Raw genomic sequence first — 13619 nt, 5'->3', positions numbered from 1 at the left:
ACCGGCAAGGATTCGCACGGCATGAGCAGGACGGCACTGATTTTCTGGGGCGGCTGGGAAGGCCACACTCCGGCCCGAAGCGCAAGCGCGGTCAAGGAGCTGCTCACCGGTCACGGCTTCGACGTCCGGCTCGAACAGGGAACGGCGGCGCTCGCCGATCCGGCGATCTCGCAACTCGACCTTATCGTCCCGGTGATCACCATGTCGGCGGTCGCGAAGCCGGAACTGGAAAACCTGACCGGCGCCGTCAGCGGCGGGACGGGTCTTGCCGGCTTTCACGGCACCATGTGCGACAGTTTCCGCAACGAGACGGCGTATCAGTTCATGACTGGCGGCCAGTGGGTCGCCCATCCGGGCGATATCATCGACTACCGGGTCGACATCTCCAGGCCCGACGACCCGATCATGAGCGGCATCGGCGGCTTCGCGTATCGTTCGGAGCAATATTACATGCATGTCGACCCGACCAATGAGGTGCTGGCGACAACGACGTTTACCGGCGAACATCTCGACTTCATCGACGGCGTCGTCATGCCGGTTGTTTGGAAACGCCGCTACGGCAAGGGCCGCGTCTTCTACAGCGCGCTCGGCCACACCGCCGACGAGTTCGCGGTACCTGAGATGCGAACGATCTTCGAGCGTGGCGCGCTTTGGGCCAGCCGTACCTCGATCTGAATAGCGCGACCCGGCCTGAATAATCCGTCAGCCGGCTTCCGGAAATGAAACGGATACGAAACAATTTGGGCGCATCAATGCGTCATGATCGTTTTGCGTCCGATACAAGCCTTGCGCCTGTGGCAGCAGGTGACGCTGTCCGAGGTGCGTGACGACGCGCCCGACCTCACCATGCGCCAGATGGCGATCCTGCTCACCATCTATCTCGACGCGCCGCCGCACACGGTGCGCGGACTGGCGGCGAAGCTCGGCGTGACCAAGCCGGTGATCACGCGGGCGCTGGATACGATGGGCGCGCTGAAGTTGGTCTCGCGGCATCGCGACGAAAAGGACAGGCGCAACGTGCTGATAAGGCGCACCGTCGAGGGCGCCCTCTATGTCGAGCGTTTCGGCGATGCTATCATCGCGAAAGGACTGGAGCTGCCGCTTTGACCGCCCATGACAAGAGACTGCATGCCTTCCGGCCGGATCTGGCCGACGAGCGCTTGAAGGGCGAAGTGACGGCCGAGCGGTTCGTGGCGGGACGGGCCGCGCGCATCGTCGCGCCGGTGGCCGACATGCTCAGGGAGCCGCGTCCCGACGCCGGCCTCAATACGCAGCTGCTGCGCGGCGACGACGTCTCGGTCTTCGAGGAGGCGGAAGGCTGGGCCTGGGTGCAGGCCGCGCGCGACGGCTATGTCGGCTATGTCTCGGGCGGGTTTCTCGGACCCCGGTCCGATGAGCCGACCCACGTGGTTTCGGCGCCGCGAAGCTTCCTCTATCCCGGCCCCGATCTCAGATTTCCGAGGCTGGGCGAACTCTCGCTCGGTTCATCTGTAACTGTGAAGGATTTCGCCGAGACGCGCGGCACGCGCTACGCGCTGCTGTCTACCGGCGAGGCGATGATTTCAGGTCATTTGCGGCCGGCCGGCGAAGTCTCCGACGACTATGTCGCCGTCGCCGAGACGCTGCTGATGACGCCCTATCTGTGGGGCGGCTCGACCGCCTTCGGCATCGACTGCTCCGGCCTCGTGCAGTTGGCGATGCGCATGGCGGGGCGCGACGTGCTGCGCGATTCGGACATGCAGGCAGCCGCTCTCGGCGAACCGATCGTTACAGGCGAGGCGTATTCGGGCCTGCGCCGGGGCGACCTCGTGTTCTGGAAAGGCCATGTCGCCATCATGACCGACGAGCGCACCATGATCCACGCCAACGGCCACACCATGCTGGTCTCGCGCGAAGGCCTGAGCGAAGCGATCGGCCGCATCGGCTATCTCTACGGCGGCCCGACGGGCTTCAGGCGGCCGTGATTGCGAGCCGGTAGGCGACGCCGTCGACAAAGCGCGCCAATCGCCCTGCTATGCCTCAATACCCCGCCTTGCGGTCCACCAGATTCGTCAGCGGCTCGTTGCGCTCAAAGGCGTCCATCTGGGCAAGCATGGGCGCGACGAGATGGGCCGGGTCCGAAGTCGCTGCCGCATGCGGCGTGACGAAGACGCGCGGGTGGGTCCAGAGCGGGCTGGTCTTGGGCAGCGGCTCGACCTCGAACACGTCGAGGCTCGCCTCCTTGAGCGTGCCGTCCTCCAGCGCCTTCACGATGTCGGCGTCCTTCTGCAGCCTGCCGCGGCCGGCATTGATAAGTACGGCCCCGCCGAGCCCGTTGCGCTTCCTGAGCTGCGCAAGCAGCCTGTAGTTGACGATGCCTGTCGTCTGCGGCGTCAGCGGCAGCAACACGACGAGAATGTCCGTCGCGTTGAGGAAGTGTGTCAGCCCCTGCTCGCCGTGGAACGTCGCCACATCCTGCATGGATCGCTCCCTGCGGCTCCAGCCGTTGACCCGGAAGCCGGCGAGGAGCAGCGCGCGGGCGGCGGCGCGGCCAAGCTCGCCCAATCCCATGATACCCACCGAGATGTCGTTGGCCGGCCGCTGCGGAGGCTCGCGCCAGATCTTGCGCTTCTGCTGCTCGCGGTAGAGCATGCCTTGGCGGTGGTGGTCTAATACGCGCCAGAGCACGTAGTCCGTCATGTGCTGGGTCAAATTGTCGGCGACTATGCGCACGATCGGGACGTCGGGAAGGGTTGGATCGGCGAGGATGTGGTCGACGCCTGCGCCGACCGAGAAGATGGCTCGCAGATTGGGAAGCCTAGCGAGCAGGTTCCGGCGCTGCTTCCACACCACGGCATAGGTGATCGAGGGATCCTCCGCCCCATCCGGCTCGGTGACCACTTGGCGCGCTTTGGACAGCAACTCATACCAGGGCCGCGGGTTTAGGCCCGTCATGGCAAGCAGGATTCGGCCTTTTTTCTTCTCCGGCATGGTTCCTCCCGGGAATTTCGCCGATTTTATTGCGCGACGACGCTGAGCGGAGCGGCCTCGATGTTGAACGCCGCGGAGATGAGCGCCTTGGTGTAGTCCGATTGCGGCCGCTCGAATATCTGCTGTGCCGGGCCATATTCGACGATCTTGCCATTGCGCATGACAATCACGTCGTTGGCGAGTGCGCGGATGACCTTGAGGTCGTGGCTGATGAACAGATAGGCGAGGTCGTGCTTGGCCTGCAAATGGCGCAGGAGATCGACCACCTGCGCCTGCACGCTCATGTCGAGCGCCGAGGTCGGCTCGTCGAGCATGACGAATTTGGGCTTCAGCACCATGGCGCGCGCGATCGCGATGCGCTGGCGCTGGCCGCCGGAGAACTCATGCGGATAGCGGAAGCGGGTCTCGGGATCGAGCCCGACCTCATTGAGGACCTCCACGACCCGCGCGTCCCTCTCGGCCTCCGAAAGCGTCGGCTCGTGGATGGCGAGCCCTTCGTCGATGATCTCCGAAACGGACATGCGGGGGCTGAGCGATCCGAACGGGTCCTGAAAGACGATCTGCAACTCGCGGCGCAGCGGGCGCATGGCGCTGAAAGAGAGCTTGTCGATATCGCGTCCATTGAAATGGATGCTGCCCTGCGACGAGATCATGCGGGCGAGCGCCAAGCCGAGCGTCGTCTTGCCGGAACCGGATTCGCCGACGACGCCGAGCGTCTGGCCGGCGCGCACGGTCACGTCGATGCCGTCGACCGCCTTCACGTGGTCGACGACCTTGCGGAAAAATCCCTGCTTGATCGGGAACCAGACTTTTACGTCGGCGCCGGACATCACGATCCTGGCCGATGCATCTGCGGCGGGCGGCTTGCCCTTGGGCTCGGCCGCGAGCAGATGGCGCGTATAATCGTGCTGCGGATTGGCGAATATCTCGGCGGTTGGGCCGGCCTCGACGATCTTGCCCTTGGTCATCACGCAGACGCGGTCGGCGATCTTTCTGACGATGCCGAGATCGTGGGTGATGAAGAGCATCGACATGCCCTTCCCCGCCTTCAGCTGGGCGAGTAGTTCGAGGATCTGCGCCTGCACCGTGACGTCGAGCGCGGTCGTGGGCTCGTCGGCGATCAGCAGCTCCGGCTCGTTTGCCAGCGCCATGGCGATCATGACCCGCTGGCGCTGCCCGCCGGAGAGCTGGTGCGGATAGGCGCCGAGCCGCTTCTCCGGATCGCGGATGCCGACCTCGTGCAGGAGTTCTATCGTCCGTTCGCGCGCGGCGCGCTCGCGCATGCCCTGGTGGAGCGCCAGAATCTCGCCGATCTGCTGCTCGATCGTGTGCAGCGGGTTGAGCGAGGTCATCGGCTCCTGGAAGATCATGGTGATCTTGTTGCCGCGCACGCGGCGCAATTCCTTCTCGTCGAGCGCGAGAAGGTCCTTGCCTTCGAACAATATCTGCCCCGACGGGTGGCTGGCCGGCGGATAGGGCAGCAGCTTCAGCACCGACAGCGCCGACACCGATTTGCCGGAGCCGGACTCGCCCACCAGCGCCACCGTCTCGCCCTTGCCTATGTCGAAGGAAACGTGGTCGACGGCGGTGGTGGTCGCGCCGCCCTGCGCGAAGGCGACGGAGAGATCGCGGATGGAGAGGAGGGGGCCGCTCACTTGAACGTCTTCCTGGGGTCGAAGGCGTCGCGGGTGGCTTCGCCGATGAAGATCAGCAGCGACAGCATCAGCGAAATGACGACGAATCCCGAGATGCCGAGCCACGGCGCATTGAGGTTGCGCTGGCCCTGCCGCAGCAGCTCGCCGAGCGAGGCCGAGCCGGGTGGCAGCCCCAGCCCGAGGAAGTCGAGCGCCGTCAGCGTGGAGATCGAGCCGTTGAGGATGAAGGGAAGGAAGGTCAGCGTCGCCACCATCGCGTTGGGCAGCAGATGCCGCCGCATGATCGTCCCGTTCGATACGCCGAGCGCGCGGGCCGCGTTCACATACTCAAAGTTGCGCGCCCGCAGGAACTCCGCCCGCACGATCCCGACGAAGCTGACCCACGAGGTCAAAAGCATGATGCCGAGCAGGATGAAGAAACCCGGCGGCAGCACGGCCGCGATGATCAGCAGCAGATAGAGTTGCGGCAGCGACGACCATATCTCGATGATGCGCTGGAAAAAGAGGTCGATCAGCCCGCCGAAATAACCCTGCACCGCGCCGGCGGTCACGCCGATGACGGCGGATCCAAGCGTCAGGATGAGCCCGAACAGCACCGAGATGCGGAAGCCGTAGATGACACGGGCGAGCACGTCGCGCGCCTGGTCGTCGGTGCCCAGCCAGTTCCAGTTGCCGATCGTGCAGTTGGGATCGTCAACGCCTTGGGGGTAGGCCTGGCAGCGCGTCGCCTTGTCGTAGAGCCAGGATGGCTTGGCGGGCGCCGCGGTCGGGATCCGGTTGTTGACGGTCCTGTATGAGTAGCGGATGGGCGGCCAGACCAGCCAGCCATTCGCCTCGATCTCGTCCTGGATCACCGGATCGCGATAGTCGGTCACGGCATAGAAGCCGCCGAACTTTTCTTCCGGATAGTCTACCGCTACCGGGAAAAGCAGCTCGCCCTTGTACCAGGCGAAGATCGGTCGGTCGTTGGCGATCAGTTCGGAGAACATCGACAGGATGAAGATCGCCAGGAAAATCCACAGCGACCAGTAGCCGCGCCTGTTCGCCTTGAAGCTTGCCCAGCGCCGCTGGTTGAGCGGCGACAGCCGGGGCCGCTTCACGCGGACCGGCGCGGCGTCGGCCGTAATCGTCATACGTCCCTCCGCTCGAAGTCGATGCGGGGGTCTATCCAGGTGTAGATCAGGTCCGAGAGCAGCGAGACGAACAGGCCGATCAGCGAGAAGATGTAGAGCGTGGCGAACACTACCGGATAGTCGCGGTCGATCACCGAGCGGTAGCCGAGCAGGCCAAGCCCGTCGAGCGAGAAGATGTTCTCGATCAAAAGCGAGCCCGCGAAGAAGGCCGAGATGAAGGCGCCCGGAAAGCCGGCGATGACGATCAGCATGGCATTGCGGAAGACGTGCCCGTAAAGCACCTGCCGCTCGGACAGCCCCTTGGCGCGCGCGGTGACGACATACTGCTTGCGGATTTCGTCGAGGAACGAGTTCTTCGTCAAAAGCGTGGTCGTCGCGAAGGCCGACAGCACCATCGCCGTCAAGGGCAGGGCGAGGTGCCAAAAATAGTCGCCGATCTTCTGGTACCAGGCGAGCTGGTCGAAATTGTCCGAGGTGAGGCCGCGCAGCGGGAACCAGTCGAAGAAGGACCCGCCGGCAAAGAACACCATCAGCATGACGCCGAAGAGGAAGCCTGGGATGGCGTAGCCGACGATGACGACGGCGCTCGTCCACACGTCGAAGGCCGAGCCGTCCTTCACCGCCTTGCGGATGCCGAGTGGGATGGAGATAAGATAGGAGAACAGCGTGATCCAAAGGCCGATGGAGATCGACACCGGCATCTTTTCCAGGATCAGGTCGATCACCGAGATGTCGCGGAAATAGCTGTCGCCGAAGTCGAAGCGGGCATAGTTCCAGATCATCAGCCCGAAGCGTTCAAGCGGCGGCTTGTCGAAGCCGAACTGCTTCTCCAGCTTGGCGATGAATTCCGGATCGAGCCCCTGCGCTCCCCGATATTTCGACGACGCGTCGGCGGAGCCGATGTTGTCCTGCCCGCCAAGTCCGTCGCCGCCGCCGCCGCTTAGTTGATCGCCGCCTTGTCCCGTCAGCTTTGCGATCACCTGCTCGACAGGCCCGCCCGGCGCGAACTGGATGAGCGCGAACGAGATCGCCATGATACCGAGCAGCGTCGGGATCATCAGCAGCACGCGTCTGAGGATATAGGCTCCCATCAGGCAGTCTCCGCCTGCAGGTCAGGGCAACGGATGACGCCGGTTGCCGTGCTCGGATCACCCCTTGCCAATCGCCGCCGCCTTGTCCTTGTCAAACCACCACAAGGTTTCTGTCGCGAACCCGTAGTCCGGCTTCGGCTCCTTGAAACCGAACATGTCCCAGAACGCCACGCGATGATTCGCCGAGTACCAACTTGGAATCCAGTCCATCCGCGAGCGCAAGACCCGATCAAGCGCCCGCAGTACGTTTGTCAGCTGCTCGCGGTTCTCGGCCCGATCGATCGCGTCGACAAGCGCGTCGATCGCCGGATCGGCAGTGCCGGGAAGGTTGCCTGAACCGGGCAGCGTCGCGGACTTGGAATGGAAGATGCCGTCCATGCCCTCGCGCGTCGGTGTGGACGAAAACAACAGCGCCATCGAGATAAGGTCGAAGTCGAAATCGTTCTGCCGCGCCTGGTGCTGCGCGGAATCGACCATGCGGATCGATGCGTCGAGGCCGATCGCCTTCATGCTTTCCACCCAGGGCGAGTAGATCCGGACGAAGCCTTCGTCGTCGACTAGGATCTCGAGCTTGAACGTCTCGCCCTTGTCGTTGGTAAAGACGCGTCCCGACAGCTTCCAGCCGGCCTCGATCATGAGGCGCCGCGCTTCGCCGAGCAGCTTGCGGTCGCGGCCGGTGCCGTCGGACGCGGGCAGGCTGTAGGCTTCGCCGAACGCTTCGGCCGGCAGTCGGTCGCGCATGGGTTCCAGCAGCGCAAGCTCCTCCGGACCGGGCATCCCGCTCGCCTTGAACTCCGATCGTTCGAAGCTCGACTGCGACCGGTTGTACAGTCCGTAGAACAGCGACTTGTTCGTCCATTCGAAGTCGAAGCACAACGCGATTGCGCGGCGCACGCGCACATCCCGGAAGCGCTCGCGGCGCTGGTTCACCGCAATCGCCTGCATGGCCGGGCGCTTTTCGGAGGGGAATTCGCGCTTGACCACCTTGCCTTCATTCAGAGCAGGGAAATCGTAGGCGGTTGCCCAGAGGCGCGAGGTCGCCTCCTCGCGAAACAGCACCTCGCCCTTCTTGAACGCCTCGAAAGCTGCCTGGCGGTCGCCGTAGAATTCAACCCGCAGCCGGTCGAAATTGTACATGCCTTTGTTGACTGGCAGATCGCGGCCCCAATAATCGGCGACGCGTTCGTATTCGACTGTCTGGCCCGCGCGCACCAGCCCGACCTTGTAGGGTCCCGAGCCCAGCGGCGCTTCCAGCCGCGAGCTGTCGAACGATACCTTATCGAAATACGCCTTGGACAGGATCGGGAAGGTCGCGACATCGAGGATCGTGCGATCCGACTGCTTGCCCGAAAACGTTAGCCGCAATGTATGCGGGTTGACAGCGACGGCCTCACTCAGCTCCCTGAGCGGCAGCAGCAGGTCGGGGTGTCCATTCTCCTTGAACAGCTTGTAGCTGTAGGCCACGTCGTCTGCCGTGAGCGGCGATCCGTCGTGGAACCTGGCCTCAGGCCACAGCGCAAATTCGAAGCTGTTGCGGTCCGGCGAGATCGTAACTGTATTTGCGACGAGGCCGTAGATGGAATCCGGCTCGTCGAGCGCGCTGACCATCAGCGAATCGAAGCAGATTTCCATTCTTGGCGGCGCATCGCCCTTCGCCACGAAACTGTTCAGCGTGTTGAACGTGTAGGGGTTCTGGTTGTACAGCCACTGCGACGGGCCATAGTTGAACGTTCCGCCCTTGGGGGCGTCGACATTCACGTAGTCGAAATTTGGAAAATCAGCCGGATACTTCAGCTCGCCGAAGGCCGACAGGCCGTGCAGCGGAGTCTCGGTAGGGCTGGCGGCGAACGACCGGCCTGGCAGAAGCGAAGCAGTGGCGGCGCCGGCTGCCAGCGCCAGGAATTCGCGCCGCCCGATCTCCGACCTTGGCCCCCGCCAGCGCATCAATTAGAACTTCTGTATTTTGCCGCCAATGCGCTCTCCTTAGCAGGATCAATCCACCAGGAATCGCGATCGACACCTATATAGCTGGGCTGCTTTTCAGGGATGCCGAACTTATCCCACCAGGCGAGCCAGATCGTTGGGTTATGCCATTGCGGGACGAGGTAGTAGTTCCAGAGCAGCACGCGATCGAGCGCATGGGTGGCAGCCAAAAGGTCCTCGCGGTTGGTTGCGAAGATCACGCGTTCGACCAATGTGTCGACCACTGGGTCCTTAATGCCCGAATAGTTCCGGGAGCCACGCGCGTCCGCCGCCTTCGATCCCCAGAACTCTCGCTGCTCGTTTCCGGGCGATGAGGACTGTGGAAGTACGACCGTCACCGAATCATAATCGTAGGTCTGCAGTCGCGCGATGTACTGGTTGGTGTCGACGATGCGAAGCGAGGCGTCGATACCGAGCCGTCTCAGATTGTCGATAAAGGGCGTCGTGACGCGTTCGTCGGTCGGGTCGTTACCGAGGAACTCAATCTTGAACTGCTCGCCGCTCTTTTCGTTGACCAGCTTGCCGCCCTTGTTCACCCAGCCGGCCTGCTTGAAGAGCTCGAAGGCCTTGCGCAGGTTGTCGCGTGTCGCCTGCGGAGTGTCGTAGACTGGTAGCTTGAACTCCTCTGTGAACCACTCTGGCGGCAGCTTATCGCGATACTGTTCGAGTATTTCGAGCTCCTCGCCCTGCGGCAAGCCAGTGGAAGCTAGGTCCTGGGCTTCGAAATAGCTGTCGGTACGTTTGTAGAGGCTGTAGAACAGCGTCCGGTTCATGCTTTCAAAATCGAAGGCCCAAGTCAGCGCCTTGCGTACCCTGCGGTCTTGGAACTGCGGCCGGCGCGTATTAAGAACGAAGCCTTGCATGGGCTCGCCCGAGGTGTTGGCGAACTCCTTGCGCACCACCGCTCCCGACTTGAAAGCCGGGAAATCGTAGCCCGTGGCCCAACGTGCCGAGCGGTTCTCAGTCCTGATGTCTTCGATGCCGCCCTTGGTGAAGGCCTGCCATTCGGCGTTGTCATCCTGAAAGTAGACGAACCGCTGCTTATCGAAATTGTTACGGCCGATATTGACCCCGAGATTTGCTGCCCAATAGTCTGGCACCCGCGACCAGATAATTTCGGATCCCGGCTTGAAGCTTTCGATCTTGTAGGCGCCGGAACCGAGGGGCGGCTCCAGTGTCTGCCGCGTCACGTCTCGCCTCTTGCCGTTCGTGTCGGTTCCTTCCCACCAATGCTTGGGCAGGACGACGAGGTCGCCCATAATCAGCGGCAACTCGCGATTGCCCTTCTGGTCGAAACGGAATTCGACTTCGTGATCGGACAGGGCCACGGCCTCGGTGACGTTGGCGAAGTACTGGTTGTAGTTCGGGCTCTCCTTTTTCATCACGTTGAAGGACCAGATGACGTCCTCGACCGTGATCGGCTTGCCGTCATGCCATATAGCATTCGGGTTGAGGCGGTAAGTGGCCGAGGAGAAGTCCGCCGGATGCTTATAGGCCTCCGCAATCAGCGGATGGCTGACCGAGCCTTCGTCGGTCGATTTCGCCATTAGCGTGTCCCAAAGAAGCCCGCCCTGGTAGTTCAGGCCTGCGGCGGCCGTACCGGTTGCGATGAAGGGATTGAAGCTGTCAAAGGTCCCAAACGCCGCCGAGTTCAGCGTGCCGCCTTTCGGCGCATCAGGCCTGACATAGTCGTATCGCTGGAAGTTCTGCCCATATTTGGATTCGCCGAGTAATGAGCCGGTGGTCTGCCATTCCTGCGCATTCGCCGACGGGACGAAAAGCAGCGCAGCTGCGACCGCATACATCGAAAGGGGCAGGACGGCTGATCTTCTCATGCAATCCTCGTGGGCAATTCTTATGACGCTGAACAACAACTACCTGCGTGGCCGGTAGCCACCGTCAACCCGTCTAACAAAAAAAGCCGGGCTGAACCCGGCTTTTTCGTGTCGTTGAGCATTACATTTTCGTCATTGAGCGGGCGCCGGTTCGGCGGGCGCCGGAGCAGGCTCGGCCGGGGCGGCTTCCGCCGGAGCGGCCGGCTGCGCGGGGACTGCCTCGCCGGCCGGAGCCGAAGCAGGCTCGGCGGTCGGCGCCGGGGCTTCCGGCAGCGGCGCGGGCGTATCGGCAAGCGTACGCAGATAGGCGATCAAATTGGCGCGCTCGGTCGGATTCTTGAGGCCGGCGAACCCCATCGCGGTGCCCTTCACGAGGCCCTTGGGCGAAGTCAGGAATTGGTTGAGGTGATCGTAGTCCCAAACCACCGTGCCGCCCTGCGAGAATTCCTTCATCGGCGTCGAATAGGCAAAGCCCTCATGCGAGGCGATCGGGCGGTTGACGATGCCCCACAGGTTCGGGCCGACCTTGTTCGGGCCGCCCTTTTCCGTGGTGTGGCAGGCGACGCATTTCTTGTGCACGGCTTCGCCGGCGACCGGATCGGCGGTTGCCAGCAGTACGGCGATGGGTTCTTCAACCGGGGCCGCCTCGCCGCCGCCGGCTGCTTCGGATTCGGCGGCCTCGATGATGAAGCCCTCCTTCTCGGGATGCGGCGCGGCGAAGATCGCATCCGAGACGATGCCAACCGAAAAGACAACAAACACGGCTCCCAGGAAGGCGCCGATCAACTTGTTGTATTCGAAAGAGTCCATTCGCCCCTGGCTCCCTTGTCCCCTTGCCGGCGCAACGAATTCAAACGCGGCAAGACGGCATGCTGCTTTGACCGGCAGGGCCGGCCGATTTGGCCGGAAACTAGGTCTTTTGCTTGGTCGTTGCAACACCTATAAGGGCGGCTTCCATGAGACGTTTTGCCACTTTCCACGCACCCTTTCCGGCTCAGCAAACCAGATGTCCATCCTTATCCTGATCCCGGCCCGCATGGCCTCGACGCGGCTTCCGGGCAAGCCATTGGCCGACGTTGCCGGCCGTCCGATGATTGTCCATGTCGCGGCAAGGGCGCGGGAGAGCGGGCTTGGCCGCGTCGTCGTGGCGACTGACGACGATGCCGTCGCCGAAGCCGTCCGCAACCACGGCTTCGAGGCGGCGATGACGCGCGCCGATCACCAGTCCGGCTCGGACCGTATCTACGAAGCGCTGCAGGCGCTCGATCCGGAGGGGCTGGTGGAAACGGTGGTGAACGTCCAGGGCGATCTTCCGACGATCGATCCGGCCGCGATCCGCGCCGTGTTCGCGCCGCTCAAGGACAATGTCGTCGACATCGCCACCCTCGGCGTGGAGATCGTGCGCGAAGAGGAGCGAACCAACCCCAACGTGGTCAAGATCGTCGGCTCGCCGCTGTCGGAGACGAGGCTTCGCGCTCTCTATTTCACGCGAGCGACCGCGCCGTGGGGAGAGGGACCGCTCTACCATCATATTGGACTATACGCCTATCGCCGCGCGGCGCTTCAGCGCTTCGTGACGCTGAAACCCTCGACGCTGGAAAAACGCGAAAAGCTGGAACAGCTCCGAGCACTCGAGGCCGGAATGCGCATCGATGCCGAGATCGTCCAGTCCGTGCCGCTCGGGGTCGACACGCCCGAAGACCTCGAGCGGGCGCGAACCATGCTTTCAAAACGATAAGGGCCGACCATGGCACCCGAAAAGACCAACCGGATTTCCTTCCAGGGCGAGCCCGGCGCCAACTCCGATACGGCGTGCCGCAACATGTATCCAGACATGGAGCCGTTGCCCTGCCCGACTTTCGAGGATGCCTTCAACGCGGTCGAGACCGGCAAGGCGGACCTTGCGATGATTCCGATCGAGAACACGATCGCCGGCCGCGTGGCAGACATCCATCATCTGCTGCCGGAATCGAAGCTGCACATCGTCGGCGAATATTTCCTGCCCATCCATTTCCAGCTGATGGTGTTGCCCGGCGTCGAGCGCAAGGAGATCAAGACCGTCCACAGCCACATCCATGCACTCGGTCAGTGCCGTAAATACATCCGCAAGAACGGCTGGAAGCCGATGGTTGCGGGCGACACCGCGGGTGCGGCCAAGCTGGTCGCGGAGATCCAGGATCGCACCATGGCGGCGCTCGCCCCCCGGCTCGCCGCCAGCCTCTACGGGCTCGACATACTGGAAGAGAACGTCGAGGACACCGACACCAACGTCACGCGCTTCGTCGTGCTGACCAGGTCGAAGCAGTGGGCCGAACGCCCATCGGCCGACGCCAGGATGATGACGACGTTCATCTTCCGCGTGCGCAACGTGCCGGCGGCTCTCTACAAGGCGATGGGCGGCTTCGCCACCAACGGCGTCAACATGACCAAGCTGGAGAGCTATCAGCTCGGCGCCTTCACCGCGACGCTGTTCTACGCCGACATCGAGGGCCACCCGGACGACGCGAATGTGAAGCTCGCGCTCGACGAGCTGCGCTTCTTCTCGCGCGAGGTACGCATCCTCGGCGTCTACCCGCGCAGCGCCTCACGCGAGGAATGGAAGGTCGCCGACTAATCCAGCGGCGCGTAGTCGATTTCGAGGAACGCCTCCACTTCGGGAATCCAGCGGTCGCGCACATAGGCGACGTGGACCGGATGGTCGTTGTAGGCCTGGTAGGCGGTCTGGTCTGCGAACTCCATCGAATAGCCGAAGTGGAAGTCGTTCTTCGGGCTGACCTGGCCGAGCTGCTCGAAGAGCTCCACGCCCGGTATGCCTCCGAGCGCCTTGCCGGCTTCGAGGAAGGATTTTTCCTTGACCGAACCCCGCGGATGTTTCAGGCGGAAGGCGACGGTGTGACGGATCATCGGGATGTTCCTCGGGCTGTTCCGTTGCCACAAGAACTAAGAATAATG

At 63.1% G+C, this 13619-nt stretch carries 13 protein-coding genes; 5 read left to right on the top strand and 8 right to left on the bottom strand.

Features of this window, described 5'->3' with window-relative positions:
• Nucleotides 1-21 precede the first annotated feature (21 nt).
• The 3 genes from ABLE71_RS05220 to ABLE71_RS05210 all read left to right on the top strand — a co-directional run bounded on the left by ABLE71_RS05220 (nucleotide 22) and on the right by ABLE71_RS05210 (nucleotide 1964).
• Entirely contained in the window at nucleotides 22-675 is a 654-nt protein-coding gene (locus ABLE71_RS05220; RefSeq protein ID WP_348782294.1) for a ThuA domain-containing protein, read from the top strand.
• 84 nt (nucleotides 676-759) lie between these two features.
• Nucleotides 760-1107 (top strand): MarR family transcriptional regulator, encoded by a 348-nt coding sequence (locus ABLE71_RS05215; RefSeq protein ID WP_348782293.1) that lies wholly within the window; start codon nucleotides 760-762, stop codon nucleotides 1105-1107.
• Nucleotides 1104-1964, top strand: a complete 861-nt coding sequence (locus tag ABLE71_RS05210; RefSeq protein ID WP_348782292.1) for an NlpC/P60 family protein — start codon at nucleotides 1104-1106, stop codon at nucleotides 1962-1964. The genes ABLE71_RS05215 and ABLE71_RS05210 overlap by 4 nt, the downstream gene beginning before the upstream one ends.
• A 55-nt stretch (nucleotides 1965-2019) precedes the next feature.
• Here the strand turns inward: ABLE71_RS05210 and ABLE71_RS05205 are convergent, their stop codons facing one another.
• The 7 genes from ABLE71_RS05205 to ABLE71_RS05175 form a co-directional block, all read right to left on the bottom strand.
• On the bottom strand, nucleotides 2020-2970 hold the full coding sequence (locus tag ABLE71_RS05205) for a glyoxylate/hydroxypyruvate reductase A (RefSeq protein ID WP_348782291.1): 951 nt from the start codon (nucleotides 2968-2970) through the stop codon (nucleotides 2020-2022).
• A gap of 26 nt (nucleotides 2971-2996) precedes the next feature.
• On the bottom strand, nucleotides 2997-4625 hold the full coding sequence (locus ABLE71_RS05200) for an ABC transporter ATP-binding protein (protein ID WP_348782290.1): 1629 nt from the start codon (nucleotides 4623-4625) through the stop codon (nucleotides 2997-2999).
• Complete coding sequence (locus tag ABLE71_RS05195) at nucleotides 4622-5758, bottom strand: ABC transporter permease (protein WP_348782289.1); 1137 nt, start codon at nucleotides 5756-5758, stop codon at nucleotides 4622-4624. Before ABLE71_RS05195 ends, ABLE71_RS05200 begins: the two co-directional genes overlap by 4 nt.
• On the bottom strand, nucleotides 5755-6849 hold the full coding sequence (locus ABLE71_RS05190) for a microcin C ABC transporter permease YejB (RefSeq protein ID WP_348782288.1): 1095 nt from the start codon (nucleotides 6847-6849) through the stop codon (nucleotides 5755-5757). The genes ABLE71_RS05195 and ABLE71_RS05190 overlap by 4 nt, the downstream gene beginning before the upstream one ends.
• A 57-nt stretch (nucleotides 6850-6906) precedes the next feature.
• Complete coding sequence (locus ABLE71_RS05185; RefSeq protein ID WP_348783663.1) at nucleotides 6907-8793, bottom strand: extracellular solute-binding protein; 1887 nt, start codon at nucleotides 8791-8793, stop codon at nucleotides 6907-6909.
• Complete coding sequence (locus ABLE71_RS05180; protein WP_348782287.1) at nucleotides 8793-10667, bottom strand: extracellular solute-binding protein; 1875 nt, start codon at nucleotides 10665-10667, stop codon at nucleotides 8793-8795. Before ABLE71_RS05180 ends, ABLE71_RS05185 begins: the two co-directional genes overlap by 1 nt.
• Before the next feature lie 132 nt (nucleotides 10668-10799).
• Entirely contained in the window at nucleotides 10800-11477 is a 678-nt protein-coding gene (locus ABLE71_RS05175; RefSeq protein ID WP_348782286.1) for a cytochrome c family protein, read from the bottom strand.
• A gap of 196 nt (nucleotides 11478-11673) precedes the next feature.
• Here ABLE71_RS05175 and ABLE71_RS05170 point away from each other — a divergent pair, with 196 nt between their 5' ends.
• Nucleotides 11674-12405: a 3-deoxy-manno-octulosonate cytidylyltransferase gene (locus tag ABLE71_RS05170; protein ID WP_348782285.1), complete on the top strand. Its 732-nt coding sequence runs from the start codon at nucleotides 11674-11676 to the stop codon at nucleotides 12403-12405.
• A 9-nt stretch (nucleotides 12406-12414) separates the two neighbouring features.
• Nucleotides 12415-13281, top strand: coding sequence for a prephenate dehydratase (locus ABLE71_RS05165; protein ID WP_348782284.1), 867 nt, complete (start codon nucleotides 12415-12417; stop codon nucleotides 13279-13281).
• Here the strand turns inward: ABLE71_RS05165 and ABLE71_RS05160 are convergent.
• Nucleotides 13278-13571 (bottom strand): Dabb family protein, encoded by a 294-nt coding sequence (locus tag ABLE71_RS05160; protein WP_348782283.1) that lies wholly within the window; start codon nucleotides 13569-13571, stop codon nucleotides 13278-13280. The genes ABLE71_RS05165 and ABLE71_RS05160 overlap by 4 nt on opposite strands.
• Between the last annotated feature and the right edge of the window lie 48 nt (nucleotides 13572-13619).

The organism is Mesorhizobium sp. KR9-304, assembly GCF_040049215.1.
In the GTDB taxonomy this organism is placed as follows: domain Bacteria; phylum Pseudomonadota; class Alphaproteobacteria; order Rhizobiales; family Rhizobiaceae; genus Mesorhizobium_K.
The sequence above is the reverse complement of the archived record's forward strand: the minus strand, read 5'-3'. Positions and strand labels throughout refer to the sequence as shown.

Coding starts and splice junctions, on each gene's coding strand:
- ABLE71_RS05215 (WP_348782293.1), top strand. CDS start 760: ATGATCGTTTTGCGTCCGATACAAGCCTTGCGCCTGTGGCAGCAGGTG.
- ABLE71_RS05205 (WP_348782291.1), bottom strand. CDS start 2,970: ATGCCGGAGAAGAAAAAAGGCCGAATCCTGCTTGCCATGACGGGCCTA.
- ABLE71_RS05190 (WP_348782288.1), bottom strand. CDS start 6,849: ATGGGAGCCTATATCCTCAGACGCGTGCTGCTGATGATCCCGACGCTG.
- ABLE71_RS05185 (WP_348783663.1), bottom strand. CDS start 8,793: ATGCGCTGGCGGGGGCCAAGGTCGGAGATCGGGCGGCGCGAATTCCTG.
- ABLE71_RS05180 (WP_348782287.1), bottom strand. CDS start 10,667: ATGAGAAGATCAGCCGTCCTGCCCCTTTCGATGTATGCGGTCGCAGCT.
- ABLE71_RS05170 (WP_348782285.1), top strand. CDS start 11,674: ATGTCCATCCTTATCCTGATCCCGGCCCGCATGGCCTCGACGCGGCTT.
- ABLE71_RS05220 (WP_348782294.1), top strand. CDS start 22: ATGAGCAGGACGGCACTGATTTTCTGGGGCGGCTGGGAAGGCCACACT.
- ABLE71_RS05165 (WP_348782284.1), top strand. CDS start 12,415: ATGGCACCCGAAAAGACCAACCGGATTTCCTTCCAGGGCGAGCCCGGC.
- ABLE71_RS05175 (WP_348782286.1), bottom strand. CDS start 11,477: ATGGACTCTTTCGAATACAACAAGTTGATCGGCGCCTTCCTGGGAGCC.
- ABLE71_RS05195 (WP_348782289.1), bottom strand. CDS start 5,758: ATGACGATTACGGCCGACGCCGCGCCGGTCCGCGTGAAGCGGCCCCGG.
- ABLE71_RS05160 (WP_348782283.1), bottom strand. CDS start 13,571: ATGATCCGTCACACCGTCGCCTTCCGCCTGAAACATCCGCGGGGTTCG.